General features: G+C 35.1%; 22 protein-coding genes and 3 pseudogenes. 8 read left to right on the top strand and 17 right to left on the bottom strand.

From position 1 onward, the window contains the following. Nucleotides 1-229 precede the first annotated feature (229 nt). Nucleotides 230-1,177 carry a VOC family protein gene (locus tag AC1F25_RS12885; RefSeq protein WP_104879219.1) on the bottom strand — a complete coding sequence of 316 codons (948 nt, stop codon included), beginning with the start codon at nucleotides 1,175-1,177 and terminating at the stop codon, nucleotides 230-232. Between the two features lie 2 nt (nucleotides 1,178-1,179). Between AC1F25_RS12885 and AC1F25_RS12880 the strand changes: the two are divergent. Next, nucleotides 1,180-1,662, top strand: a pseudogene (locus tag AC1F25_RS12880) (tyrosine-type recombinase/integrase); the annotation flags it as partial. A gap of 172 nt (nucleotides 1,663-1,834) precedes the next feature. Here AC1F25_RS12880 and AC1F25_RS12875 read toward each other — a convergent pair. Beyond that, nucleotides 1,835-2,389: a tyrosine-type recombinase/integrase gene (locus tag AC1F25_RS12875; RefSeq protein ID WP_002290383.1), complete on the bottom strand. Its 555-nt coding sequence runs from the start codon at nucleotides 2,387-2,389 to the stop codon at nucleotides 1,835-1,837. Between the two features lie 1,229 nt (nucleotides 2,390-3,618). Here AC1F25_RS12875 and AC1F25_RS12870 point away from each other — a divergent pair. Continuing rightward, complete coding sequence (locus AC1F25_RS12870) at nucleotides 3,619-4,578, top strand: IS30-like element IS6770 family transposase (protein WP_002293280.1); 960 nt, start codon at nucleotides 3,619-3,621, stop codon at nucleotides 4,576-4,578. A 203-nt stretch (nucleotides 4,579-4,781) separates the two neighbouring features. On the opposite strand, the gene AC1F25_RS12865 is transcribed toward AC1F25_RS12870, so the two are convergent. From AC1F25_RS12865 to AC1F25_RS12850, 4 genes are all read right to left on the bottom strand, one after another. Further along, complete coding sequence (locus AC1F25_RS12865; protein WP_010728942.1) at nucleotides 4,782-5,321, bottom strand: hypothetical protein; 540 nt, start codon at nucleotides 5,319-5,321, stop codon at nucleotides 4,782-4,784. 139 nt (nucleotides 5,322-5,460) lie between these two features. After that, on the bottom strand, nucleotides 5,461-6,141 hold the full coding sequence (locus tag AC1F25_RS12860) for an IS6-like element ISS1N family transposase (RefSeq protein WP_060789901.1): 681 nt from the start codon (nucleotides 6,139-6,141) through the stop codon (nucleotides 5,461-5,463). 321 nt (nucleotides 6,142-6,462) lie between these two features. After that, nucleotides 6,463-6,684: a hypothetical protein gene (locus tag AC1F25_RS12855; protein ID WP_002311006.1), complete on the bottom strand. Its 222-nt coding sequence runs from the start codon at nucleotides 6,682-6,684 to the stop codon at nucleotides 6,463-6,465. A 97-nt stretch (nucleotides 6,685-6,781) separates the two neighbouring features. Continuing rightward, nucleotides 6,782-7,027: a hypothetical protein gene (locus AC1F25_RS12850; protein WP_008271463.1), complete on the bottom strand. Its 246-nt coding sequence runs from the start codon at nucleotides 7,025-7,027 to the stop codon at nucleotides 6,782-6,784. Between the two features lie 72 nt (nucleotides 7,028-7,099). On the opposite strand from AC1F25_RS12850, the gene AC1F25_RS12845 reads away from it, so the two are divergent. After that, nucleotides 7,100-8,241, top strand: a protein-coding gene (locus AC1F25_RS12845) for an IS3 family transposase (RefSeq protein ID WP_100970418.1) whose coding sequence is annotated in 2 segments (ribosomal slippage) — nucleotides 7,100-7,328 and nucleotides 7,328-8,241 — 1,143 coding nt in all. Because the reading frame shifts where the segments join, the coding sequence is not laid out codon by codon here. A 414-nt stretch (nucleotides 8,242-8,655) separates the two neighbouring features. After that, entirely contained in the window at nucleotides 8,656-9,270 is a 615-nt protein-coding gene (locus tag AC1F25_RS12840) for a recombinase family protein (protein WP_016627744.1), read from the top strand. Nucleotides 9,271-9,639: 369 nt separating this feature from the next. On the opposite strand, the gene AC1F25_RS12835 is transcribed toward AC1F25_RS12840, so the two are convergent. From AC1F25_RS12835 to AC1F25_RS12825, 3 genes are all read right to left on the bottom strand, one after another. Continuing rightward, the gene (locus tag AC1F25_RS12835) at nucleotides 9,640-10,641 is read right to left on the bottom strand and encodes a DUF4062 domain-containing protein (protein ID WP_002344895.1); all 1,002 of its coding nucleotides are present in this window, start codon (nucleotides 10,639-10,641) and stop codon (nucleotides 9,640-9,642) included. Nucleotides 10,642-10,799: 158 nt separating this feature from the next. Next, entirely contained in the window at nucleotides 10,800-11,066 is a 267-nt protein-coding gene (locus AC1F25_RS12830; protein ID WP_002344896.1) for a helix-turn-helix domain-containing protein, read from the bottom strand. Next, nucleotides 11,056-11,412 (bottom strand): type II toxin-antitoxin system RelE/ParE family toxin, encoded by a 357-nt coding sequence (locus AC1F25_RS12825; protein WP_002344897.1) that lies wholly within the window; start codon nucleotides 11,410-11,412, stop codon nucleotides 11,056-11,058. Before AC1F25_RS12825 ends, AC1F25_RS12830 begins: the two co-directional genes overlap by 11 nt. A gap of 134 nt (nucleotides 11,413-11,546) precedes the next feature. Between AC1F25_RS12825 and AC1F25_RS12820 the strand changes: the two genes are divergently transcribed. Continuing rightward, a complete protein-coding gene (locus AC1F25_RS12820; protein WP_039098859.1) occupies nucleotides 11,547-12,227 on the top strand; it encodes an IS6-like element IS1216 family transposase in 681 nt (226 codons plus the stop codon). Between the two features lie 90 nt (nucleotides 12,228-12,317). Here the strand turns inward: AC1F25_RS12820 and AC1F25_RS12815 are convergent, their stop codons facing one another. The 3 genes from AC1F25_RS12815 to AC1F25_RS12805 are packed head-to-tail and all read right to left on the bottom strand — an operon-like array spanning nucleotide 12,318 to nucleotide 18,298. Continuing rightward, nucleotides 12,318-15,467: a type I restriction endonuclease subunit R gene (locus tag AC1F25_RS12815; RefSeq protein WP_375812026.1), complete on the bottom strand. Its 3,150-nt coding sequence runs from the start codon at nucleotides 15,465-15,467 to the stop codon at nucleotides 12,318-12,320. 13 nt (nucleotides 15,468-15,480) lie between these two features. After that, nucleotides 15,481-16,713, bottom strand: coding sequence for a restriction endonuclease subunit S (locus AC1F25_RS12810; protein WP_375812028.1), 1,233 nt, complete (start codon nucleotides 16,711-16,713; stop codon nucleotides 15,481-15,483). Then, nucleotides 16,703-18,298 carry a type I restriction-modification system subunit M gene (locus AC1F25_RS12805; RefSeq protein WP_192960880.1) on the bottom strand — a complete coding sequence of 532 codons (1,596 nt, stop codon included), beginning with the start codon at nucleotides 18,296-18,298 and terminating at the stop codon, nucleotides 16,703-16,705. The genes AC1F25_RS12810 and AC1F25_RS12805 overlap by 11 nt, the downstream gene beginning before the upstream one ends. Before the next feature lie 320 nt (nucleotides 18,299-18,618). Here AC1F25_RS12805 and AC1F25_RS12800 point away from each other — a divergent pair, with 320 nt between their 5' ends. Both AC1F25_RS12800 and AC1F25_RS12795 read left to right on the top strand, forming a co-directional pair. Beyond that, nucleotides 18,619-18,765 (top strand): hypothetical protein, encoded by a 147-nt coding sequence (locus AC1F25_RS12800; RefSeq protein WP_010731430.1) that lies wholly within the window; start codon nucleotides 18,619-18,621, stop codon nucleotides 18,763-18,765. Nucleotides 18,766-18,819: 54 nt separating this feature from the next. After that, nucleotides 18,820-19,305: pseudogene (locus tag AC1F25_RS12795) on the top strand (ISL3 family transposase); the annotation flags it as partial. Between the two features lie 177 nt (nucleotides 19,306-19,482). On the opposite strand, the gene AC1F25_RS12790 reads toward AC1F25_RS12795, so the two are convergent. Next, complete coding sequence (locus tag AC1F25_RS12790; RefSeq protein ID WP_002405179.1) at nucleotides 19,483-20,085, bottom strand: hypothetical protein; 603 nt, start codon at nucleotides 20,083-20,085, stop codon at nucleotides 19,483-19,485. A gap of 30 nt (nucleotides 20,086-20,115) precedes the next feature. Next, nucleotides 20,116-21,891: a DUF262 domain-containing protein gene (locus AC1F25_RS12785; protein ID WP_129150482.1), complete on the bottom strand. Its 1,776-nt coding sequence runs from the start codon at nucleotides 21,889-21,891 to the stop codon at nucleotides 20,116-20,118. A gap of 215 nt (nucleotides 21,892-22,106) precedes the next feature. On the opposite strand from AC1F25_RS12785, the gene AC1F25_RS12780 reads away from it, so the two are divergent. Continuing rightward, nucleotides 22,107-23,233 (top strand): IS3 family transposase gene (locus tag AC1F25_RS12780; protein ID WP_143163675.1). Its coding sequence is split into 2 segments (ribosomal slippage): nucleotides 22,107-22,335 and nucleotides 22,335-23,233, totalling 1,128 coding nucleotides; the frame shifts between segments, so codons are not numbered across the junction. Nucleotides 23,234-23,414: 181 nt separating this feature from the next. On the opposite strand, the pseudogene AC1F25_RS12775 reads toward AC1F25_RS12780, so the two are convergent. The 3 genes and pseudogenes from AC1F25_RS12775 to AC1F25_RS12765 form a co-directional block, all read right to left on the bottom strand. Further along, nucleotides 23,415-24,111, bottom strand: a pseudogene (locus tag AC1F25_RS12775) (Fic family protein). A gap of 48 nt (nucleotides 24,112-24,159) precedes the next feature. Continuing rightward, nucleotides 24,160-24,759 carry a tyrosine-type recombinase/integrase gene (locus AC1F25_RS12770; protein WP_073490868.1) on the bottom strand — a complete coding sequence of 200 codons (600 nt, stop codon included), beginning with the start codon at nucleotides 24,757-24,759 and terminating at the stop codon, nucleotides 24,160-24,162. A gap of 494 nt (nucleotides 24,760-25,253) precedes the next feature. Then, complete coding sequence (locus AC1F25_RS12765) at nucleotides 25,254-26,369, bottom strand: IS256 family transposase (RefSeq protein ID WP_479994380.1); 1,116 nt, start codon at nucleotides 26,367-26,369, stop codon at nucleotides 25,254-25,256. Nucleotides 26,370-26,476: the final 107 nt, after the last annotated feature.

Below are 26,476 nucleotides of genomic sequence, written 5' to 3'. Positions count from 1 at the left end.
ATGAGACACGGTATTTTTGGCAGATGTTTAGTTTACCTAGAAAGAGGTATAAAAATCAAGAAAAAAAGAGAGGCTGACTCATAAGTAGTTTTATTAGTCGAAAATGATAGTTTATAAAAATAGGAACCGCATCAAATCAACATTCTTTAGAATGGATTTGATGCGTTTTTCTTTATTTTTTGACTTATGAGTCAACCTCTTACTCTTCGTCATGGATTTGATTAGCTAATTATTGCTCCACTTGTTCACGAATGAAATTTAAGTACTGCGGTAAAAATAAAGGAATTTCTTCAAAGCGTGGACTTTGATTTTCATACGCTTTTGCATCTAGGTTTCCTTCCCCTGTAGCAATTTCAATCAATAATTGATTTGGGTCACGATAATAAAGTGATACAAAAAATTCACGATCTTTTATTCCTGAATTTATAAAATTGCACTCTTGTAATTGTTTGTCGATGCGTTGTAAATCAGATTTATTTTCTACGCCAAACGCAACATGATGGACGCTACCAATCCCTTCAATGGCAACTGGATTCTCACGATCTTGAATAATCTGAACTTCTTGATAGAACTGAGTGTCTTGATTTTCTAAGATTGTCACTCGTTGATGACCCGAAAAGAAACTGACGTATTCTTTGTGCTGCCAGCCTACCGACAATAACTCTCGTTCAGTCGCATCGGAATATTGTACGCGTAGTTGAATGGCATCAATTCCTAAAATGGCATGCTCTGTAGGGATCTGGTCTGTGACATACGGGAAATAATCATCAATATCTTCAAATTCGCGTAAGGGAACTAAAGCTAATTGTGTTGCATCTGGCCCTTCAAAACGTAAGATAGGTCGTCCAGAAAATGATTCGATTCCATAATGGCAAACGCCTTGTATTTCAAAATATATTTCCCAAAAATGCAATGATGCTTCGGAAGGAACTTTTAGTATCGTTCGTTCAATCGTATTGGTTCCAAAAAACTGGTTGTTCCCTTCTTGTACTTCAAAAAAAGTCAGTTCAGTTCCCACACGGTGGTGATTATCTGAAAAAAACAGGTGATACATGGTATGATCGTCTTGATTAATTGTTTTCATTAGTAATTTTAAACCGAGTATATTATGATAAAAGTCAAATGTCGGTCGAATAAAGCGATTCACAATAGAAATGTGATGAATACGTGCGGGCATAATATCTAAAAATGAGAATCAAACCTATAAAAGATGGTGAACAACTTTTGTTTTCATCAGAAGAAAATAAGCCCCTTTATTTAGACTATGTAAATCACAATTTGAAAATCATCATTAAAGAGAATAACTTAAAACATATCACACTTCATGGTTTTCGTCATACCCATTGTAGTCTGCTCTTTGAATCTGGTGCGTCTGTCAAAGAAGTGTACGTTCGACTTGGACATACAGATATTAAAACCACTATGGATGATATATACACCCATATCGCGAAAAAGCAGACAGAGGAAACGGCAATTCGTTTTGCAGATTTCATGAGTTCTACAGAGGAAAAGCAAGGAAGTTTGCAGAAGGTCAAAAGTATGGTCAAAAACGAAAAAAGCAGACTATCCCTATTAGATAGTCTGCTAAACGTTGAGTTATCAGTATTTTTCTTATTCCGCAGCGTTTGCGTTTTTGAGACCGTATTGATTCTCTTTTTTTAATTTCATCCTTTTCCAACCTAAAAATGTTATTTAATTACTTAGTTTATATAACACGAACCTATACCAAGTACCAGTAACCCCAGCTTTTATTCCGCGAACTTTATGAAATAAAATCGTTCTAGATAAAAATAGCTTTTAATCTTTGTCTTTACTGTTTATAAAAATTTTTAAATTATACACCTAGTTTAAATCCACGAAGTGATGCTCCTATTTCATCTTCAGTTATACCAATGTACCTTTTTGTAATTGCTTGCGAGCTATGATTAAAAATAAACATTAAGGTAGCAATGTCTCTAGTTTTCTTGTAGTAGTGATACCCAAAAGTTTTTCTTAATGTATGTGTTCCTATATCATCTCGTCCTAATTTTTCTGCTATATCTGCATATATCTGATAGACACGATCCCTTGTTATATGTCGACCTTGTTGCCGACTCGGAAATAACCAATCATTTTCTTCTTTACCTTCAGTATATAATAAAATTTCTTCTCTCAAATTATCTATAAAAATCGGTTTTCGCTTACCTGTTTTATGTTCAACAATAATAGGCTTACTTTTGCCTCGTATATCTCCAACTTTTAATCCTATAATATCTGACATACGTAACCCATTATTGATTCCAAACAAAAATAAAAAACTATCTCTTTCCGGATTACTTGTTCTTCTTAGCCAAAACTGAAAATCTTGTATCTCTTCATTTGTCCTTAACGGTTGTACATTATAGCTCACTATTGTTTCCCTTCTTAAAAATATTCTGAGTTAATGATTATGTATATATTTTACCATAATCATTAACTTATATATATAAACTTTTGAAAGTCAATAAAATCAAGGGATTTAGTTTATGATTTTATATCATTTCAGTAACTCAGAATATTCCGACTTTTTTGTACAAAAAAATTAACCTTACTTATATGAAGATTCTAAGCTCTTATTTAAATTTTAGACGGGCAGTTATCCGTAGAAGTTCTTAGAATAGCTAATTTACATAATTAAATTATATGAAATTTAAGTTTGAACAATATACTAAGAACTCCCCTTACTATAAAGTGAAATAAATTAGCATATGAATAACCGTGCTACCAAGCTTTTCATTAATAAAATATTTTTATTAATATTTTATAACTTTACGCAAGATCATAATTTTGTCTGTGTAGATATTTCGTTATATCACTAAAGATAATAAGATTTAATGACCTCATTAATATTGTTTGCTAGGTCCAAACTCTTATTAAACTTTCTTTGCTATAAAACCCAAACATAGTAATAAAAGAATAACTTATTACCTTTAAATTATACTACCAACAAATGGTAGTATATTATTAATTTATATAATATGAAACCTAAAATATAGTAGTATGTTAATTTATACTAAATTAAATAAAGTACTACCTTTAATAGGTAGTACTTTATTATCAAGCCATTATTCCTTCTTCTACTAGTTCTTTTTGTCACATAATTTTGCAATCAATAAATGTTGCGCAATAAGTATAAGAATTCCATTTTCTAAATTTGAAAGGTGATCCATAATTTCATGTTCAAGTAGTTTATTAATTGTCCACTTGTCGCTTCATCTAAAAATTTTATAGGTTTTAGGAATGCTATTCGCTTATTTTAGGAAGATTTTAACTGTTTGCTATAGATATATATCATACTAGTATCGTAATAAAAGTACTCTAAAAGAAGAATTTTCAAATACGCAAAATTAAGTACGAAAGAGTTGAAACAAATTTGGAGAAAAATGAGCATAGAATGTCTGATGAGTTAAATAGACCTAAAAATTATCTAAAAGTGGAGTAAAATTAGGAATTACAAACAAAACACTAAATTAGTTTATATAATTTTCCGTAATATTTAATATACGCGAATTGTAAAATTAAGTTAGAAAAATAAAAAGGCATTTATGGTACACTCAAATTGTATTTCCGACGAAAGAAAACAAAGGAGTGTAACCATAAATGACCTACAAACATCTTACCATAGACGAACTGACAATGATAGAATCATATTATCTTCAACATAATAAGCCGGTTGAAATCGCTAACCGAATGGGACGTGCTATACAAACTATTTATAATGTAGTCAATAAGTTCAAGCAAGGTAAGACTGCTCTTGATTATTGGCACCAGTATAAAGAAAATAAGAAAAAATGTGGTAGAAAAGTCATTCAATTACCTGCTCATGAAGTAGATTACATTAAAGAGAAAGTCACTCTTGGTTGGACGCCTGACGTCATTATCGGGCGAAAAGAAAGGCCTGTTTCATGCGGTATGAGAACACTTTATCGTTTATTTTCTAAAGGAATATTTGATATTGACACACTACCGATGAAAGGTAAAAGAAAACCCAATGGCCATCAGGAAAAACGGGGAAAACAACAGTATCAGCGCTCAATCCATGATCGACCTGATAATTATCCTGATTTCAATTCTGAGTTTGGTCACCTTGAAGGTGATACGATCGTTGGCATTCATCATAAAAGTGCCGTCATTACTTTAGTTGAAAGATTATCTAAAGTCATTATCACGATTAAACCCAACGGCCGTAAGGCATTAGATATTGAAACTGCCCTTAATCAATGGTTTTCTCGCTTCCCTAAAAACTTCTTTAAATCTATTACGTTTGACTGTGGAAAAGAATTTTCTAACTGGAAAGCCATTAGTAACCAACATGATATTGATATATATTTTGCGGACCCTGGAACACCTTCTCAACGCCCATTAAACGAGAATTCTAACGGGATTCTGCGTCGTAATGGACTGCCGAAATCAATGGATTTTAGAGAAGTGAATCAGACATTTATTTCCAGTGTCAGCAATCAACGTAATCATATTCCAAGAAAATCATTGAATTACAGAACACCAATCGAAATATTTTTGAGCTATGTACAAGAAGCATTTTATTCTAGCTTAATTTGACAAATCATAATATATGAAAAGGAAAACGTAGAAAATTACGTCTACGTTTTCCTATTTAGTTCTATATTTTCATTAAATTTTATATTTGCTCTTTTCACTTTTCGGAATAAATTCACTGTGACTCTTGATACCTTCTTTTATATATTGCTAATGTATTTTCTCCATTGCTATGAAAATAGAATCAACATATTTATAATATCTATCTAATCTATTTTCATTTCACCGCAGCATCTTATTAAATAACGTGTAAATAAGAATATAAAAGTTATTGAACTAATTAATAAAGATAGAATCATCGTAGTTGGATACGTAGATGAAACCTCAACTATAGTTCTTTTCCCCGTACCTTTAATAGACACTAAACCATTGTCATTTTCTATAGTGCTCTTTTTCCCATTTACTTTCACAACTGTTCCCCAATAATTGAATACAGGTAATGTGATATTTTGCTCATCGGCATCTTCTACTGTATAGACTATTTTGGAATTATATGCTTTATGAGATGCATTCTCCCACCGATCACCAACTTTTACTTCATGTTTCTTTAAATGATCTTTATATTTCAATGCATCTAATGGTGCATAGTCATATAGGCCTCCAGTTCTTGAGGATGTATAACGTGTAACATCTTTTTTGGTCATAACTAAACGACCTTTATACGACTGAATTTTATGCGAATAATTTGCTTCTGTTGCTGCAGTCACAGTAAAAATAATAAGAACTATTCCTACAAGGCTCCACATACTTTTTTTGTTGCTTGTTTTCCACTTTAAAAACACTATGGTTAAGATTAATGAACCAAAAAGCACTTGAAAACCCAAGGTTCTCGGTTCTGTTGCGAAGTTTGAAAATCAAACGCGCCCTCTCTGAACTCCAAATATCTTAGGCTGTTATTCCCATTAATACCTTGATTTCAGTAGACACCGAAAAGCCGAAGAGCGTTCCATTTCTTCGGTTCTTTTTATATATTCCTCGAATGGTCTCCATGCCCTTAATCGTGGAAGAGGCTGTACGGAGACTTTGATAAAATTTATTTCGTCGTTTAATAGGTCGATGGTCTTGTTCTATTAAATTGTTAAGATACTTCACAGTTCGGTGCTCTGTCTTAGTATATAAACCCACACTCTGTAACTTTCTAAAGGCGGAGCCAAGAGAAGGTGCTTTATCGGTCACAATTGCTTTCGGCTCACCAAACTGTTTATGGAGTCGTTTTAAGAAAGTATAGGCTGCTTGCGTATCCCGTTTTTTTCGTAACCAGATATCTAAGGTTAAGCCGTCCGCATCAATTGCACGATAAAGATAATGCCAACGTCCCTTAATTTTGATATAGGTTTCGTCCATTTTCCATGAATAGAAGGATTGTCTATTTTTCTTCTTCCAAAGATAATAGAGGACTTTGCTGTACTCTTGTACCCAACGATAAATCGTAGTATGACAAACATTTATTCCACGATCATATAACAATTCCTGAACTTCACGATAGCTTAGATTGTAACGCAGGTAGTAACCAACAGCGACAATAATGACGTCTTTTTTGAATTGTTTGCCTTTAAAATGATTCATTACTCTGTCCTCTCTGTCTTTTTTCTCAATTTTACACTAAAATAGATTTTTTGGAAAACTTTGCAACAGAACCGTTTTTACTATATACTTCTTCCCAGAACTTGTCCGTCTCCTTCAAATTATCTCTACCTCTCGAGTTCATTGGGTGGTTTGCCCATTTATTAAACATGGAATCACCTTTCTCATACTCATATATTTATGTCCCATTTCAATTATATTTATATATGCTTAAATAAATTTGTATCCTGAAATTTATTGTAATATGAAGCTGTATTTTACATATAGTAACCAAAGAGTTAATAAAATAAAAAGAGCGAACCATTATAGATCAGCTCTTTTTTCATTGCTGTTTTTAATCTTATCTAGAATCACTTCAAATGTTTCAAAGGTATTTACATCTAACTGACATAACCAAAGCAAGTACTTCTTTTCTTTGTAAGTCCAATCAATATTACGGTAAGAGGACATTAGATTATGGTACCTTGCTCTTTGTTCAACTGAAGCCAATTCCCAGCGTTTTTCAAATATTTTTTCTTCTTCCATTATTGATCCCTCGCAAGACGCTACCTCAAACTTAAATAATGGGCAGCGAAAGTCTAATTCCTTAGATCTAAGTATAGCAAACAAATATGAAAAAAACTTAGAAGGTAGTAAAAGTTCTTCCGTCTTTTGCTTTGCTTCTATTCTTAATGTGTTTCGTTATCGGTGCCCTACAAAGATTTTCATTAATTACACACTCATTTATTGTTGTGTATTTTCTGACATTTCTCTCTTGATCAATTATTTTAATTCCATGGGCATCCTGATAGTTCATAGGAGAGGAGCGGCTATCAGAAATAGTTGCACCTATCTCTTGAACTTCTTTTACAACTTCTGGAAAATCCATCCATTGATGTTAGGATGATTTCATGGACACGATTTGGTAGAATCTAACTACTAAGAAAAGGACGTGTCCACGATGGCAAAAGCCAAGAAAAAATTTGATGAAGACTTTAAGAAGATGATCTTAGATTTAAACCAGTCTGGCCAATCGGTCGAGGAACTGGCAGCGCAATATGGTATCGCTACACAAACGATTTATCGTTGGAAGAAGCTTCATACAAAGAATGTAGCAACCGGCATGACTGAGGCAGAAATCCTAGCGATGAAAAAGGAAATGGCCCGCATGCAGGAGGAAAACACTATCCTAAAAAAGGCTTTAACCATATTCGCTCAAAAGTAAAAATGAGTGATGTCTTCGAATTTATTCAATCAAATGTTCATGATCATGACGTAAAACAAATGTGTACCGTTTTGGAAGCACCGAAATCCAGCTACTATGACTGGAAGAAAAAGAAACCTTCCAAGCGCCAATCAGAAAACAAACGCTTAAACCGCTTGATTTCAGGAATCTACTTTGAAAACAAGGGAATCTATGGTGCGCCTAAAATTCATAAGATTCTTGTTGGCCGTGGCGAGACCTTGTCCTTAAAGAAAGTACAAATACTGATGAGAAAATTAGGCTTGCGTTCAGTCACCCTCAAGAAGTACAAGCCTGGCAAACAAGCGAAAGTTAAAAGTGAAGGACGTAAAAACCTGTTAAACCAAGATTTTACCACTACGTCGATCAATCAAAAATGGGTGACAGATATTACCTATATTCATACCCTAAAAGATGGCTGGACCTACCTCTCCACTATCCAAGACCTCCACACAAAGAAAGTCATCGGTTGGAAGTTTGGCAAGCAGATGACGAAAGAATTGGTTATCGAAACCCTTGACAATGCGCTCTTAAACCAAACACCCTCCGAGAACTTGATCATCCACTCAGATTTGGGTTCTCAGTACACTAGCGAAGCCTATGAGGCAAAGCTGAATGAATTGAACATTCGGCACTCCTTCAGTCGTAAGGGCTGTCCCTACGATAATGCCGGCATCGAATCGTTTCACGCCTCACTCAAAAAAGAAGAAGTCTATCCATCAAAAGCGTATGAAAACTTTGAAGCTGCTCATTTAGCGTTATTTCAATACATTGAAGGATTTTACAATCGCAAGCGAATCCATAGCAGTATCAACTATTTAACACCAAATCAGATGGAGGAGTTGGCATTGCAAGCTTAGTTCCTAGCTACCACCTACATTTTTTTGGCGAGATTTCCACAGGGCTTCAACTTCATCGCTTCGATCAGCGGTCAAACGGTTTTGGTTTGACGGCTGGTCGAAACGATGAGATACTCACCCGCTGGAATCTCGAAAAAATTCTCACAAATCGTGTCCGAGGTATTGACTCAAATCCACATCCTGCTTCAGCTGTCAAAAGTAATAATCTATAATATTTATCTTTCCTTTTCAATCTAAGAAATCGTCACCCCATTCTTTTTCTTCTATTATAAACTATTTAACTTTTAGAATTCAAAAACCGTTTGTCTATGTAGAGTTTACCCTAAATAGACAAAAATATAACATTGAAAAATTTAGAGTTCCAACGTATGATTAGGGTGTATTATAAACGTTATAGAAAAGTAGGGAATAAATTTGAAAATTGCTTATATTAGAGTTTCATCCATCGATCAAAATGAACAACGTCAAATTGAAGAAATGAAAAAGTTTGGCGCTGAAAAAATTTTTATCGAAAAACAATCTGGAGCGACGATTAGTCATCGGCCGATTTTCCAGGAAGCTTTAGATTTTGTCAGAGAGCAAGATATTTTTATTGTAGAAGCCATTGATCGACTTGGACGCAATTATGACGAGATTATCGATTCAGTGAATTATCTAAAGAAGAAGAATGTGCGACTTATTATCACCAGTTTACCGATCATGGCTGAAGCAATTGGAAATCCTCTCCTAGATAAATTCATCAAAGACTTAATCATTCAAATCTTAGCCATGATTGCTGAACAAGAACGTACTGAATCGAAACGACGCCAGGCACAAGGAATTAAAATCGCTAAAGCAAACGGCGTCTATAAAGGTCGTCCTAAGTTATACAGTGCAGACACCAAAGATCCTCAACGTCGCCTTGTCTATAGGAGTATCGTTCAGGATCTTGAGAATGGGGTTGCTATCTCAAAGATTGCAACAGACTACAATGTGACTAGGCAAACAATTTACCGAATAAAAAAAGAAATCGACCAACTAATTGTATGATTTCTTTTTTGAATCACGTAATTATTAATTAGCTTTGTCATCAATACAGACAATCATTTTAGATTCATCTAGCTAAGTTGATTATATTTATGTTAAAAAGAATTTAGTTAACATAAATATAATTGATGCATAAATCGTCCTTATTTAAAGGCATTTAACATTGACAACTTAGTATAATGTATCTTATGTAAACTAATAAGATTTGAATTTTATTTTATACACACTCGATAATAGATCAATTTTATGGTCCTCCGCATTTACGATTGCACAAGAGAAACATAAAGTCGACCTATTAGCATTTCTTTTCAATTCAAACATTAAAAAAGTTTATACCTCTGCTACTAAAAAATGAAATTATCTATTTAAAATTTAAAACGGTAAATCTGATTCATCCAAATTGGAAAATGGATCAGCCTGTATTGGAGCTTTGTATTTCTCCATAATAACAGATATCTTTTTTTCATTTTTTAAAAAATACCTTTTAAATTTCTTATAGTCCTCTGAAATCAAAATATAGCGTGATGGATACTCATCAAAAGAAGAATCGTATTCTTCCTTTAAAATTCCCGATTTACTTAATTTTTCTAGTACATCAAATACTCTATCACTCAAGTAACTCCTTAAATTGTTATCACTTTCCCATTGAACTACTTTTCTATAAGTTGAATTATCAGTTGAAAAGATAGAATTTTCATCCATAAACGCATATATTAGCAGCAATCTTTCATCATTGTCAAATTCTATTGGATCAAAAATATCTAAGTTGTCATCAAAATCTTTATCAGTTCCGGTAACTTTTTTGTTAATTACTGAAGGTGTCTTGTAAGAAATAGAATCTAAATCAAAGCGTTTTGATTCTAAATTATTTTGTGCTTTCTCAATTAAATAATTCACTTTTTTTGTGAGAAACCTTCTGATATTGTCTTTGCTATATGTTCCATAAAAACCCTTATCTTCTAAAGAGTCCCTGTACTTCTTAACTTCTATATACTCTTCAGCCAAAACTTGTGGAACTGGTTCATCTAAGAAAAAAACCCCTACCTCGCCTTTGCTATTTTTATAAAAGTAATCAATTTCTGCTATAGTTCCCGATCTATAATTATCAACTGGAGAACCCAACTTATGGCCAAAAATCGCTAATAATATATCACTATTTTCTACAATTTGTTTATTAATAACACTTTGCCCAGAGCTATTATTTATATAAGTAGGAATCGCATTCGTTTCCCATCGAATTGGCATCAAAATTACTTTTGTATTATCTGTATTTTCTATATTCCATCTATATATGGTTTCTTCTACTTCATTCCTCTTTGCTGCTATATCACCTGGTGATGCTATAAATACTTTTATTAGATTTATGGTTTTCATTTATTGTACCTTTCTCTTTATGTCTCTTTAAAGTAATTTTTGTATAAAATTTATTGACTTTTACACTATAGGACAACTTTTATCTATTTAGTACAAAAAGGCCCACTAAACTAATTGATTAGTTAGGAGCCTATTACAGGTATATTTTCAACTCGCTTTTAAGCAAATTCTACTACCAGCTTTTTGCCTAATGCCCTAGCGATATCATCAAGTTTATCGAAAGATACGTTATCCCCTCTCTCAATTCGAGCAATAGTAGATTGAGTTGTATGTGCTTTTTGTGCAAGCTCCGCTTGAGTTAGGCCTGCTTCCTCCCGTGCATGATAAAGAGCAACCGCAGTTTCGAGTTTTCTTCCTTCACGGTCATATGCTTCTGCAAAATCTTTGTCTTTTTGCTTTTCTTCAATCAATTTTTTAATCATCATTTGTGAACCACTCCTCTCTAAGTTCTTTTGCATGTTTAAGTTCACTTATTGGTGTTTTCTCCGTTTTTTTAGTAAATCCATGGGTAATGACATACCTTCCATTGACCACATGGAAATAGATAGCTCTTTGGATGTTTGATCCTACCTTACTTCTTAATTCGTACAAATTAGTGTCTAATTTTTTCACCCATTTCAACCGTTGAGCTACTAGCATCCCATTCTTTTCTGTTTCTTCTATTGTACGTAAAAGCTTCGCACTATCTTTTTTTGGTAATGTTTCCAACCATTCTAAAAATTCATCATGACCATTAGGTCTTTTAAATGTTTCAAAAGATATTTTTTCCATACCCAATTATATCATATATTGATTTTATATTATAGTATATAACATAAAAATTCGAATTATGGTTCTGTTGCAAAGTTTTAAATCTACTATCAAATAAGGTAGAATAATAGAAAAAGATAGTAAGAGGAATGACGATGAATCATTTTAAAGGAAAGCAATTTCAGCAGGATGTGATTATTGTAGCCGTGGGCTACTATCTTCGTTATAACCTTAGCTATCGTGAAGTTCAAGAAATCTTATATGATCGTGGCATTAACGTTTCTCATACGACGATTTATCGTTGGGTGCAAGAATATGGCAAACTACTCTATCAAATTTGGAAAAAGAAAAATAAAAAATCCTTTTATTCATGGAAAATGGATGAAACGTACATCAAAATTAAAGGAAAATGGCATTATTTGTATCGAGCCATCGATGCAGATGGTTTAACCTTGGATATTTGGTTACGTAAAAAACGGGACACACAAGCAGCCTATGCTTTTCTTAAGCGGTTAGTGAAGCAGTTTGATGAACCGAAGGTTGTAGTCACAGATAAAGCCCCCTCTATTACAAGTGCCTTTAAGAAACTAAAAGAATACGGCTTTTATCAAGGGACAGAACATCGTACCATTAAATACCTGAATAATTTGATTGAACAAGACCATCGTCCAGTAAAGAGACGCAATAAATTCTATCGAAGTTTACGCACTGCCTCTACCACGATTAAAGGCATGGAAGCCATCCGAGGATTATATAAGAAAACCCGAAAAGAAGGCACTCTCTTCGGGTTTTCGGTCTATACTGAAATCAAGGTATTATTGGGAATCCCAGCTTAAATCATAGATACCGTAAGGGATTTTATTCTTTATTTAAAACTTTGCAACAGAACCAACATGTTTATCATACAATTTCTTCAATTTTCTCGTTTACCTCAATTCATTCTCAAGTGGAATCAACTCATCATCTAACATTTTACGCCAGGCTCGCTTCATTTCTTGTGGGTATTTAAATGGCTTGGCTTCTGGATGTTTGGCTTTATATCCTTCGTAATCCTTACTGTTGATAATTGCTTTCATATTAGGAATTGGATCTTCACCTGGCATATATTGCAGATTAGAAGCATGTAATTCTTTCTCAGAAACAAACCACTCATTGGAAAAGGCATGAATCAAATCATCACTTGCTTGTGTAAAATAGCGACGTTTAATGACAAAGATATCTTCATTACTATCTAAAGTCCCCATATCAAATGCATTTAAGATTTGTCGGTAAACTTCTTTGACTCCTTCTGTTTTATTCAATTTAGCCAAAGCTTTTTCAATTTCTTCTCGTGCATCTGAACTATTCGCAGCATAAGTTCCTAGTAATTGATCAATATAAGTAGAATCAATATCATACAACTTAGTGGTATTTTCACTATAAAATTCGATCGTTGAAAAATCTTCTCCCTCTTTTTCTGGTTCTTCCTCCATCAATGAACCCTTCACGGTCTCGTACACGCCAATTTGTTCTTCCAAAAGTTGAATTTGATTGTTCAAAGTTGAAGATTGCACCATGTCATCATTGTAATCATCATAAGTCACTAACGATTCATACGCACGATTCAATTCTTGAAATGCTTTGACATATTCGATACGAGTTTCAAGTGGCGTATGTTCATCAATGGATTCCATGGATGAAACCTCTTTTAACTTACCATATGCTTGCTTGAATCTTTTTTTGGATTCTTGGTAACTTGGATAAATCAAACCCGATTCTTCTTTAGCTTCTGAATACAATTTTGTCGCATCCTCGACATTCTTCTCCATTGTCGCTGGCTTTCGGAAAGTAACAATTAGTCCTTTTGTTTTTTCAGGATACGTACGGTTCGTACGTGAAAAGGCTTGGATCAATCCTGCATACTCTAGATTACGATCCACAAATAGGGTTTGAATCGTAGGGGCGTCAAAACCTGTCAATAGACGATCCACTACGATTACTAAATCGATTTGTTTCCCAAATTGTTTGAATTCCGCTCTTTTTCGTGCCAAACGATTATTGATGTCTCCGTTATAACGCTCAATGTCTGCTAGTGACCAGGCAGTATCATAATACTGATTGTATTCATCAATAATGTTTTGCATTTCTTCTTGTTGGACACTTGAATCTCGGCTATTTTCTTCTAATGAATAGGTAATAGCGATTCGTGGAAAATCAGGATCCTCCATCGTTCGTCCTTCACGGATAGGCTGATTGGGAAACTCTTTTATTAACCAATCAGATTCTTTCGTCATCTCTTTGATGGCCCGATAATACTTTTTGGCCATATCAATGGAACTCGTGGTTAAGATCGCAGACTTCGTTGGACGGCCATTTCGAAAATCAAATTTTGTATAGGCATTGTCTGGACGGAACATTTTATGAATGACTTTTTGGATATGTTCCTCTGCTTCAAAAACAGTAGGGTCCAAATAACTTTCTTTTTTGACAGACTCCATTTGATCGATCATACGATTGATCTGTTCCGGTGAATACTCTGCATATGTTTCTACTTCTTTTAATTTCCGATAGATTTTATTCTCTAATGAAGTCGGCTCCACGGTGTTTTCATGCTCTACTTGAAATCCTAAAACCGAGCCATCTTCTAGTGCATTCTTGATGGTATAGGTGTGCAAGACCTCTCCATACTGATCATGGGTCGTACGTGCCAATTGCCCTTTGGCTTGTTTCCGATTCTCAGGGAAAATCGGTGTACCTGTAAAGCCAAACCAAGTGGATTTCGGAAACATTTTTTTGATTTCTTCCATATTTTCAGCACTTAACGCTCGATGACACTCATCGACTACAAACACGATATGTTGCCCCATTAATTTTTGGAAGCGATTGGTTCCTTTTTTCTCTTCCTGTTTCTTTGCATATTTCAACGCCGCATCTAGTTTTTGACGGGTTGTAATGATCACAACATTCGCATTGGCATCTGCCAACAGAGTTTCACTTAACTCTTTGGCACTTCCTGTTCCCACGATCAAGCTATTCGCTTTGGCATTACCAGAAGAAACCCCAGTATTAAACTCCGAAGCAAATTTCGTAAACTCTGTGGTGGTCTGATTATCTAAATCTTTGCGGTCCACTAACATGATCGTTCGATCGATCCCCGATTTTCGTGCTAAAAGCTTAGTAGATACAAAACTAGTCAACGTCTTTCCTGAACCAGTCGCATGCCACACATACCCTGATTGATGTTTATTTGCGGCAATAAACAAGGCTTGAATCGCATGCACTTGATAAGGATGTAACACCATGAGGGTTTTATTGTCTTGATCTTCACTGACAATCGTATAATCCGCAATCAAGCGATGGGCATCCGGGATATTTAGCACTTGTTTGCAAAACTCATATAAGTTTTCTACCTTTTTATTATCTTTCGTTCGCCAACTAAATAAAAACTTAGGATGCAAATCCTTCGGTAAGGCATTTGCAAAATACCGGGTCGTTTGTTCATTGGAAACCACAAACAACTGTAAGGTCGAAAAGATATTGTTCCGAAACATGCCTTCTTCTGCATATTTTTTGATTTGATTAAACGCCTGATAAAAACCATCTTTTGCGGTTACTTGTTTCAACTCGATTTGAACAATCGGTAATCCATTGATCAATAAGGTGACGTCAAAACGTCGATCCCGTGCTTCTATGTTACTTCCACGTTTTGCAATTTGATGGACCACTTCATAGGTAGAGATTCCTCCACCAATGTCTTGATTGGAATAAAGAATGAGCGAGACAGAACCCAATTGCGGATCTTCCCGTTCAATCGTGATCCGAGCCATTCCATTTTCACCTTTTAACCATTTCGCAGCATCAAAGGGGGTTTTCGTTCGTAGCAATAATTCGGTTTTGATCGTTTCAAACTCTTTATCGGTCAAAGGAGAATCATTCAGTTCTGCTTGATTATTTGAGATGATTTTTTGGCGTAAATTAACCCAAAGATCTTCTTCTGATTTTAGATCCGGACGATACGTCCACTGATTATGTCCTTCCCCGAGGACACGAATCAACTGTTCTTCGACTTCCGCTTCCTCACGGTGACTAATTTTCATTCTTCTTCCCTCCCTAAACAAACATCTTTTGCAAGAAGCCTTTTTTCGTTTCCTTCAGCAAATCTAACTTACGTTGATGAAGAGCGATCGTATCATCTAGCTGCTTGAAGAAGGCACCAATTTTTTGTTGTTCTTCAAAGTTAACTGGTATAGGAACAGAAATATCCATCATTTTTGTTTTTGAGATATTATATCTCGAAATACCTTGTGCCAAGTATATAATTTTCTTTCTCACAGATTGCGATCTTAACATAAATGCTAAGTAATCCAAATCAAACTTTATTGTTGGACGATATGCAAAAGTAAAACTATTTAAATATATATTATTGATATCATGAGTCCATACTGACGACATCCCAACCTCTTCAGGTGTTTCAGAAGAGGTTGTAAAGAAAACATCCCCTTTTTTCACTTCATTTTGTCTGGGGTCAATCTCCACGTTTTCTAGTTGTTCAAGTGTAGCTTTTGGATTTTGGAAAACGTTCATATAAGTGACAAACTTAGCATCACCATGTCCGAAATCTTCTTTACTTTTTCCTGTTAAACCTGTGTATGTTTTACCAATCCCCCCCAACTTACGCTCTTCCCAATCTCCCGTAAATCCTGGAAAACGAATTTCTGGCACTTTTGCTCCGTTTTTAGGGAACATTTTTTGTAAGAAGCCTTTTTTCGTTTCCTTTAATAAATCTAGCTTACGTTGATGAAGAGCGATCGTGTCGTCAAGTTTTTTGAAGAAAGCACTAATACAATTTTGCTCATCAATATTCGGACACAAAAAGTTGAAGTCTCTAACTTTACTTAAGGATAGAAACTTTTGAGTACCGCCAGCATTTTCATTCTTAATATATTTATCAAATACTGGTGATTTAAGGATCTGTATCAAAAAACTATTTAATATTTTCTTCTGTTCTTTGATAAGCGCCACATTCTTGATTGCAAAATCAGCTCTATCAACTAATACTGGATTTCCTATAGTACCAATCATGCCAAATAAAATATCTCCAATATCAACTTTTGATCTTTTATTTATAACTTCAAAATCCTCATCAGAAATAAAAGATACATTTGATAAATCTAACCCAAAATCTTTTAAATTTTTAGAAGTTACAAGTGGGTACCCTTTATCATAATATTTAGGAGAATCATGTGTTCCATCCCTAACATCGCTTTCGTCTCCCAACTTACGCTCTTCCCAATCTTCCGTAAATCCTGGAAAACGAATTTCTGGTTGTATATCATTGCTCATGTTTAAACACCTCCAACGCACCTTGTAACCACGCTTCATTTTCAGGTGTTGTTTGCAGGGAAGAGATCGCTTCTAAAAGTTCTTTTTCTAGCACTTGCTGTTCTTGTCGTATCTTCTTGATGTCATTTCCGACATGAACCATATCAATTGGTTCTTCTTCTTCAAACGTATCTACATAGCGTGGGATATTTAAGTTATAGTCATTTTCTTTGATTTCATCAAAGGTTGCCAAATGAGCGTATTTCTCAACATCTTTTCTTTCAGCGTAGGTTTCGAGGATTTTTTGAATGTTTTCTTCCGATAATTTATTCTGATTTTTTCCTTTGACAAATTCTCGACTAGCGTCAATGAATAATACATCTCGAGTTTGGCGGTTCTTTTTCAATACAATCACCGTCGTTGGAATCGATGTCCCGAAGAACAAGTTCGCAGGCATACCGATCACAGCATAAATACTGCCGTCTTCTAGTAATTTTTGACGAATGCCCCCTTCTGCAGCACCACGGAATAAAACTCCGTGTGGCAAGACGATGGCCATAGTCCCTGTTTCCTTCAAATGATAGAAACCATGAAGAAGAAACGCAAAATCTGCTTTGGATTTTGGCGCTAATTTCCCGTAGCGATTAAACCGAGAATCATCTAAGAAGGTCGTATCTGCTGACCAGTTAGCCGAATAAGGTGGGTTCATCACTACTGCATCAAATGTGTAAGGCTCATCTGTTGGCCAGTCCTTATTCAACGTATCCCCATTGCGGAGATTCATTTCTTCGGCATCTACCCCATGTAAAATCAAGTTCATTTTTGCTAGATTGTATGTCGTTGTATTTAATTCTTGCCCATGATATTTAACGTTATCTGGGTGAGTTAAGTAGTTACGTACGTTTAACATCAATGAACCTGAACCCATCGTTGGATCAAAAACACTAAAGAATCGTCGTTCTTTTTGATCCAGTGTCACGATTTGTGCCATCATATCAGAAACCATATGAGGCGTATAAAATTCTCCGGCTTTCTTCCCTGCTTCTGAAGCAAATTGACTGATCAAAAATTCATACGCATCCCCGATCACGTCCCCATCGTGACCTAAAACTTCCACGTCATTCAATTTCTTAATGACTTCGGTAATCGTCACGTTTCGTTGTTGCTCATCTGTTCCTAGTTTTTTTGATTGGAGATCCACATCATCAAATAACCCATTAAATTGATTGTAGGTAGATGCCAATTGCACAAAGGCTTTATTTAAATCATTCAATTGAAACGTTGCTTGTTTTGCTTGATCCGCTAAGACGTTGAAAAGATACTCTGGTGCAATTGCATATCCCAAAATATCAACGATTGTGGCAATCAGATCTTCTTTTGATTCTTCATCTGAAAGTAATTCACGATACAACATTGTTTGTTTGCTTACCGTATCATATTCCTCTAAGGATTCATCTGCTAAAAGAACCACTTGTTCCAACAAACGATCGGATAAATATTTATAGAAAATCAACCCCAACAAATAATTTTTATATTCTGACGCATCCATTTTGCTACGGAGATTATCTGCCGCACTAAATAATTTTTGATTTAATTCTGCACCCAAAAAGATACACTCCTATCTCTTATTTAAATTGCTATATACCCTCTTATTTTAGCATACTCCCTTTTAGAAAAAGAAAAAAACTTATTCTTGCTAATAAACCACGTGAGAGGAAACTAACGTTGCTTGACATAACTTAAACTAGATCGTTAATTTATTTATATTTCTACATAGTTATCTTTAGAACCATTTAGATACATATGAAACAATTACATATGATTTTTTCCATCGTCGATTGTAAAATTAAGCTAGACAAATAAATAAGCCATTCGTGGTACACTCAAAATGTAATTCCGCCAAAGAATACATAGGAGTGATCACGAATGACCTACACCCATCTTAACACGGATGAACGAGTGATGATAGAGGCTGTGGATTACCAATATACAAAAATTGCCCCTATTGCATCGTCACTGAAGCGTGGACGTTCACCCATTTACAATATCATCTACTTTTTGAAACCGAAGTAACCTACTCTTCATTACTACAAGTAATGCAAAGCTACCAGAAAATGCTGCGAGGGAAAGAAAAACAATCCTAAAGCAATGAAAGATTATCGTAAATTAAAAAAATACTGGCGAACGATCTTGAAGAAAGAAACAAAAATCAACTATACTTCTCTTCGACAATTTCCGCTTTTCCAACGGAAATACGTGACCGAATCAGACGTCCTAGACTATCTGCTCTCAATCGATAAGCACTTACGTGAAAGTTATGAAGTCTATCAGGAATTGTTGGCTGCTTTGGAAACAAAAGATTTTACTGCCTTCTTCGAGTTGATCGACACATTACCAGTATCATTGGATAAAGGATTTAAAAAAGCGATTCTTTCGTTAAACAAATATAAAAAAGGCATCATCAATGCTTTGAAATATCCCTATTCTAATGGCAAATTGGAAGGGAAAAACAATTTAATCAAGGTCATTAAACGCATCGCGTTTGGCTTTCGGACGTTTCGACATCTGCGTATGCGAGTCTTGATCCAACAAAATCTCTGTGAGATTATTTAATAACAAAAAAAAGAGGAAACGCCGAAACGTTTCCTCAAGGTGATTTAATTAAAACAACACCATTTGACAATGAGCCAAAAGGAATCATACCTGCAAGGTTTGGGCTTGCTAGGTTGATTCCTTTTATTCACGCTTACTTGTGAATAACGAAGTTTGGTTCGAAAATCGCACACCACTCTATCTTCGTGACTCTCTTTCCTTCACGATAAGCGATACGGCTAGTCGATGATAGTTCGAATAATTGTCTGCTGTAACCTCACTACCTTTGATTTCAACAATAAGCTGACCCAGCTCCTCCTTCGTACCGGCACTAACTTGCGAAAGAACATTTTCAATGTTCAGCACTAACTTTTCCAAAGCTTTCTTAGTGGACTCGTAATTCAGAGCATCCTTTTTAGCTTTTTCAGCCGCAATTTTATTTCTCTCATCATCTTGTTTTTTCTTTTCAAGATTTCCCTGAGCCTTCAGTAGTATTTCATAGTTCACATTATTGGAAGCCAAATCCTGTACAAATTTATCTATGAGTGATTTTGTTATCTTCTGCCTTTGATAATAGTCCCTTACCAGACTTGTAACATCAACCCAATTACCATCATCAACTTCTAATTCAATCTTGGTTTTTTTGTAGGCAATCCAGTTCCCACTGCCTCCACCCCAATCTTTAATTTGATAGCCTTTTTTCTTGTAGGCAATCCAATTCTGCTTCCCCTGAAATGTGATACTCTCAGATCTAGTATATCTGACACCTACTGCTTTGTATTCAAACTCGTTATCTGCCAAATGCCTGTCTCCTTATAAAATACTTTGATATCACTCGAACAAGAAGTCAGAAATTCTATGTGCAGCTTTCTCAGTGGCAATCTTGATATCGTCTTTCACCCACTTATCTTTATGGTAACCAACTAAAGCTTGCGCTATTTTGTATTGGCTACCAATGAAACCGTGGTGGCTTGTGATAGTATTTTCCTTTTTAGTTCTAAACCAAGCATCACCAATACCACGATTGATTTCTGATTCAAGTAGTATCTTATTTCCAAGTTTCTCAGCATATTCATGGAATTCTTCTGGTTCAGTGAAACCTGCATCTGCCATGATATTTTCTCTATTCAGACCACTTTGTGGCATCACGTGTTCAATATCAACGTTACCGTAAATATTAAACTCTTGATCATGTTGCTTACAATATACATATTCATTCAAGAAAATAATAGAATTTGGTACGCCACTTTCCATAAGAGTCTGAAGGATGTCTTCCTTATTAAAGGCCGTAGAAATGTGTTTCTTTATTTCTTCAATTAGTTCTTCATCACTAACTATATCAACCTGACTGTACTTCAAGTTGATGCGTTCCAAAAATCCTTTGAAATTACGGTTTGCGTAGGCAAAATCGGTTAACTCAAGAATTGCTCCAAGTCGTAATAAGTAAGTCAGGTACTCTTGATTCATCGGTCTAAAATATAAATAGCTTGAAACAAATGGTTTGAGGTTACTGTTAAACTGATTCAGAATCTTTCCTAACTCAGTTCTTTCAAAATCACCTAAGTTATCCAAAATTGTATTCAACGAATTTGTAAATTCCACATCATGCTTCAATAATTCTTTATTCTTAGCAAAGAATGCACGAATCCCAGGATTCCTTGTGATAGCCCCATGTTGTTGCGATAATTGGACGAAAATATAATGCGTCATCAATAAATTCAAATTCAGTGAGGAGTGATCCGTTTTATTTACTATCGCTTGCCAATTGGATTCAAAAGTTTTTCTCTCAGCTGCGTTGGCAGTTGCTTTGGAAACGATTACCTCAATTGGTGTTAGTGGAACACCAGTGCCATTCAATGAGTTAAAGATGTTTATTGCTTGATCGGTATTGAAGCTCGTGATGGTGATAACCTGACAATATTTGATAAAATGCTCTGCAAACTCAGCAACTTGAAAATTCGTTAGCTCATCACAATATTTCCAGAAGTATCGAAAATTCTTATAGAAGTTAGTAAAACGATTGTCTTTTTGACGTCTGTATATTTGCGTAACTGAACCAGCGATATCTTCAAAGCTCTCACCAATTAGAATCTTCTCCATATCGGCTGCATACAACTCAGAAATAGATTCATTCAGGTACTTAATATCAGTAGGCTGCAATTTATAATCGCCTTTTCGATAATAAAAAGAGTTGTCCTCATTTAAGTTATACAGCATCGAAATAATGCTACTCTTGAGTCTGTTCAGCTTTTCGATCAATTTAGCGTTTTCCAACGTTTCATCCGATAGTTTAGCTGACTCCTTATTTATCTTGAGTAAGAGAGCTTTAAGTAAAAGCATGAAGGTGGATGTGCGTTGTTGACCATCAATAAGGGTTACTTCGTGATCCTCTCCAGATTCTTGAGCAATCAAGATAGCACCAAAAAAATAATTATCTTGGCTCTCTTGGTCGAAATTTTCTTGATGGGTCTCGATATCTTCTATGAGCTGCTCACATTGGGCAACTTGCCAAGCATATGGACGCTGGTAACTTGGAATATAAAATTCTTTACGATTAAAATATTGCTCAATCGTTTGTAAGTCGGGTTGGATATCATTTCTTATCATCAGCGTAACTCCCCTTTCAAAGTTGTCAGATATATTATAACATAAGAACGTTTTCTTTCGTTGATAACTTAATAAGGTCTCAGAGGTTAACTGAGACCTTATCATGGATGTGTTGAAATCAACCTTTAAACACTACTGGTGTTAGTATCAAATCTTAGACAGCTTTTCGTAGAGACAAGAATAAATTAAACTTATCTACGAGAGGATGAATTTTTATGACCCGATATAAAGAAAATTTTAAACAGATGATTGTTGAACTGAATCAAACTGGACGTTCTGTTCGAGGGTTGGCGAAAGAATATGGCTTATCTGAAGCAACGATTTACAAATGGAAGAATTTATATTTACCTAATCAGTCCACAGGACTGACTGGAAAAGAAGTGGCTGAACTGAGAAAAGAAAATGCTCGTTTGAAAGAGGAACTTGAAATCTTAAAAAAAGCCGTAGCCATATTCTCTCGAAAAACCTAAATTCGCTTGTTCAATTTATTGAAAAGTGGTGTAAGGATTACACTGTTTCTTTGTTGTGTCGGTTATTAGAAATCCCTAGAAGTGTCTATTATTTTTATAAGAACAAACCATTGACAGTTACAGAAATCAGAAATAATACGTTGAAAAAGAAGATTTCAACTATTTTTTTTACGAATAAACAACGCTATGGCGCCACAAAGATCCATCAAGTTTTATTAAAAGAAGGTATTTCAGTGTCTCTTAAACATGTCCAAAAGCTAATGAAACAATTAAATTTAAGGTCGATTGTAGTTAAAAAATATAGACCTCAAAGATCTAATAGACCGATTATTTCAAAAGAGAACCTCTTAAATCAGGACTTTTCTACTAAGACTATCTGTGAGAAATGGGCAGCTGACATTACTTACATTCCTACTAAGAAAAATGGTTGGTGTTACTTATCTTCAATCATGGATTTACACACGAAAAAGATTATTAGCTATACATTTTCAAAACGAATGACTGTGAATTGTGTCATTCAAACGCTGAACAAAGCAAAAATGCATTATGACATTCCAGAAGGAATGATTCTACACACTGACTTGGGTAGCCAATACACAGCCATAGAAGTGGAACAATGGCTTGAAACCAACAAAATAAGGCATTCTTATAGTAGAAAGGGAATACCTTATGATAATGCTGGAATCGAATCTTTCCATGCTTCATTGAAAAAGGAAGAAGTCTACACGACTAGCTACTCAGATTTTGAAGAAGCAAATCGAGCACTATTTAGCTACATTAAAGGGTTTTATAACCGAAATCGAATCCATAGCTCGATTCACTATCTAACCCCACAGGAGTTTGAAGAGTTGGCAAAAGCAAAAATGACGTAACAGTCTCTACTAAAATATGTCCAAGCTATTGACTCAAATCCATATCTCAAATCGTAACAAGTTTACTATTGATTCTTCCACAGTTACATTATATACAGCATATCCAAAATAATTTATTGACATTAATGACATTACATACTCTCCTTTTTATTGGCTTATTGTAATTCAGTACTATTGTTTACTATAAATAACGAATACCATAAATACATTCTTCATGTATAAATGATAAAATTTTTGATTCATTGCTAGATTGGTTGCTATTATCATACATAGATAGCAGTTCATTAAATTTTGCAAATACACTTTCAGGAACGGATAACAATCCCAAGCCGTGGCTAAACATGATTTTATTAGCAGTTAACAATGCTGTTCGCTTATTGCCATCCCAAAATATTTGATTTTTCGAAATGAATAGAAACAGTCGCAATGCCTTTTCTGTCTCTGATATCTCTTGATTCATTATCTCACCATATTGATTGTTTACCTCGTCTTCAGTTAACATTGGTGGCACATATCTTCCTTGAATCGTCGATACTTCTACCCCACCGTTTCTTATTTCACCAGGAAAAAAGGGCATCTTCCGCTGCAACTATCCGATTAATACGCTTACTTGTTTCTATCAGGGGCTCCTGTATGTCATTTAAAAGCATTTCAAAGCCTCTTTTTAAGTTAACGACGGTCAGGACATCATCTACAGCCACGTTATTGGCTCGATTGTACTTAATAATCTCTTCTGTTTGTAATAACGTTGTATTCAATCCTTCAAATTTCCCCGCATTATACACCAATTCCACAATATTTTTCTTCAATAAGTACACCGACTCTTTGCGAGATAAGTGGTATTTATCAGGAAATGTAGGCCGTTTTTCTTCGTTCATTTTCTCACCTCTTGAATTTTTCCTTCTATTATATAGGGCATTATTCTGTCATAGATCCAAACTCTTTACTGCGGTATCTTTGTCTTCCTGGGTGATTCCAATATAGCGTAAGGTCTCCCGTTGCGAAGAATGGTTGAGCAGCGACTGAATGATCTCTGTTTTGGTTCCTTGCTTGTACAAAAAATAGCCAAAAGTCTTACGCATCGAATGGGGACCAATTTCTTTCAACCCAACCGCCATTCCTGCTTCATGAATGATCCGCCAAAGGCTTTGTCGGGTCAAAGGCGTATCTGCTCCCTTTCGACTTGGAAACAAATACCTGCTGAAGTCTTGTACTTGCAGCTGCTCAGAAAATTCGGATTGAGCATAGTCAAGAATCACTTTTCGTAATTTGTTCGAAATGAAGACCGAATTGTGTTTAGCTGTTTTTTGTTCCTTCATGGCCAGACGTTCTTTGACAATCACCCGTCCACGAGAAATTTCTAATACATCACTTAATTTCAACTGTCTTAAATCGGAGATTCGATACGCCGTATTGATTCCAATCGAAAAAAGCACCAAATTTCGTTGCCCATATTTTCCGGAAGCTAAAATTGCCTTCATGGCATCGATCTTTTTTTTGTCGCGAATCGGTTCTACGCTCTTCATTTTTAGCCGCCTCTCAAATGTTACTTAATATGATTATAGCAAATAATAAGTCACATTTAAACAAGCTATAGAAAAAAGGCCCTAAAAGAAAAGTGATTTCCTCTTAGAGCCTCTAAGGATGGAGCGATTTTAACGAATGTGACAGAATCAGATTGTGTCACATTAGGGTTTTGATATTTTCGGTAAGATTTGATTATCTCAGAACATTAATATTGCCCCTTTAAAAAATTTTGTCAGTACTTTTAAGTTATTCTATTCTGAAAATTCAAAATTTTCAGTCTATATAATTAACTTATATTCAGTTTTACCAAATGATAAGCTTTAAAAAGTATTCAGAATTTAGTCATGTTATGGATCTCATAAAGTAGATATGGAATATTTATTTTCTCTTGTCTAATTTATAAGAACTAAATGATTTCATCATTGTTTTGACACTTTTAGTTGGGAGCGTCAATAATTTTGTGTAAATGATTCTTCCCTACTGCAGATTGTTTCTAATTCTCAATCAGTTGGCTTAGCATTTGTTCAAGTTCGCCTTCGGCCTGTTGAAAGCCTTTATGACTGCGACCTAGGAATTTTTGGTTGTAAGTATCAAAAGACGAGACTAAGAAACGTTCCATCGACTCTTCGTTTTGGAACTGTTCCTTGCGGTGGCTGTATTTCTTGATTTGCTTATTAAAGGATTCAATCAAGTTCGTAGAATAAATACTCTTGCGTATGGCCAAGGGGAAATCATAGAAAGTGAGCAAGTGATCGTTCGAAAGAATCGATTCAACCACTTTTGGATAGCTGGTTTTCCATTTTTCCGCAAAAGCACCACGTGCTTCCAACGCCACCTCTTTAGATGAGGCTTGATACACCATTTTAAAATCATCACAGACTTCCTTACGATCATCGACACGCACTTTGTGACTGATATTACGGGAAACGTGTACACAACAATGTTGAAAACGAGCTTTGGGATAGAACCGACTAATCGCTCCTACCATCCCCTTTAAGCCATCCGTGATGAACAGGAGGACATTTTTCAAACCGCGCTCTTGAAGGTCCAATAAAATTTCCTCCCAAATCGTGATGGATTCAGTCGGTGCAATCGCATAGCTCAATACTTCCTTTGATCCGTCCGGGCGAATGCCAACTGCGATATGAATAGCTTCCTTGGCGACGGTTTTCCGCTTTAACGGAATATACGTTGCGTCCATATAAATAGCAGCATAACGGTCATGAAGCTCCCGCCCTTTAAACGCCGTTACCTCTTCTGTAAATGATTTTGTTATATTGGACATGGTTTGGGGCGTGTAGTGATGCCCATACATCTTTTCAATTAAATCAGCGATTTCAGACATCGTAACGCCTTTTTCGAACAAATGGATGATGGTGGTTTCCAATGTTAATTCACCATATTCGGTTTTGATGGATCGAGAATAAGAACCGTTCCTCGAATTACCTGAATTAAAACCAGTGCGGTCATATTTTTCATACTCTAAGAAAGCCGTTAATTCAGTCCGTAGGAGGGTGTTTACCGCTCTTTCTAAGTGTGAACGGAATAATTCATTTAAATCGCCTTTAGTGACTAGAGTTTGCACAATTTCTGTAGTAAAATCATTCATAGGGAAGTCCTCTTTTCTGTGAATTGGTTGTCGTTAACTTTATTCTACAGAAGGGACTTCCTTTTTTGTATGGATTTTATTCATTTACAAAAAATATTTTACACTCT

The organism is Enterococcus sp. M-BR2 (assembly GCF_056612775.1).
This window is presented reverse-complemented; position numbering and strand designations above follow the sequence as displayed.

What these genes read in the sequence shown, in the direction of transcription:
- AC1F25_RS12865 (WP_010728942.1), bottom strand. Translation starts at nt 5,321, where the DNA reads ATGTGGAGCCTTGTAGGAATAGTTCTTATTATTTTTACTGTGACTGCA.
- AC1F25_RS12810 (WP_375812028.1), bottom strand. Translation starts at nt 16,713, where the DNA reads ATGAGCAATGATATACAACCAGAAATTCGTTTTCCAGGATTTACGGAA.
- AC1F25_RS12800 (WP_010731430.1), top strand. Translation starts at nt 18,619, where the DNA reads ATGACCTACACCCATCTTAACACGGATGAACGAGTGATGATAGAGGCT.
- AC1F25_RS12765 (WP_479994380.1), bottom strand. Translation starts at nt 26,369, where the DNA reads ATGAATGATTTTACTACAGAAATTGTGCAAACTCTAGTCACTAAAGGC.
- AC1F25_RS12855 (WP_002311006.1), bottom strand. Translation starts at nt 6,684, where the DNA reads ATGGAAGAAGAAAAAATATTTGAAAAACGCTGGGAATTGGCTTCAGTT.
- AC1F25_RS12835 (WP_002344895.1), bottom strand. Translation starts at nt 10,641, where the DNA reads ATGAAAACCATAAATCTAATAAAAGTATTTATAGCATCACCAGGTGAT.
- AC1F25_RS12825 (WP_002344897.1), bottom strand. Translation starts at nt 11,412, where the DNA reads ATGGAAAAAATATCTTTTGAAACATTTAAAAGACCTAATGGTCATGAT.
- AC1F25_RS12850 (WP_008271463.1), bottom strand. Translation starts at nt 7,027, where the DNA reads ATGGATTTTCCAGAAGTTGTAAAAGAAGTTCAAGAGATAGGTGCAACT.
- AC1F25_RS12785 (WP_129150482.1), bottom strand. Translation starts at nt 21,891, where the DNA reads ATGATAAGAAATGATATCCAACCCGACTTACAAACGATTGAGCAATAT.
- AC1F25_RS12770 (WP_073490868.1), bottom strand. Translation starts at nt 24,759, where the DNA reads ATGAAGAGCGTAGAACCGATTCGCGACAAAAAAAAGATCGATGCCATG.
- AC1F25_RS12820 (WP_039098859.1), top strand. Translation starts at nt 11,547, where the DNA reads ATGAATCATTTTAAAGGAAAGCAATTTCAGCAGGATGTGATTATTGTA.
- AC1F25_RS12870 (WP_002293280.1), top strand. Translation starts at nt 3,619, where the DNA reads ATGACCTACAAACATCTTACCATAGACGAACTGACAATGATAGAATCA.
- AC1F25_RS12885 (WP_104879219.1), bottom strand. Translation starts at nt 1,177, where the DNA reads ATGCCCGCACGTATTCATCACATTTCTATTGTGAATCGCTTTATTCGA.
- AC1F25_RS12830 (WP_002344896.1), bottom strand. Translation starts at nt 11,066, where the DNA reads ATGATGATTAAAAAATTGATTGAAGAAAAGCAAAAAGACAAAGATTTT.
- AC1F25_RS12815 (WP_375812026.1), bottom strand. Translation starts at nt 15,467, where the DNA reads ATGAAAATTAGTCACCGTGAGGAAGCGGAAGTCGAAGAACAGTTGATT.
- AC1F25_RS12860 (WP_060789901.1), bottom strand. Translation starts at nt 6,141, where the DNA reads ATGAATCATTTTAAAGGCAAACAATTCAAAAAAGACGTCATTATTGTC.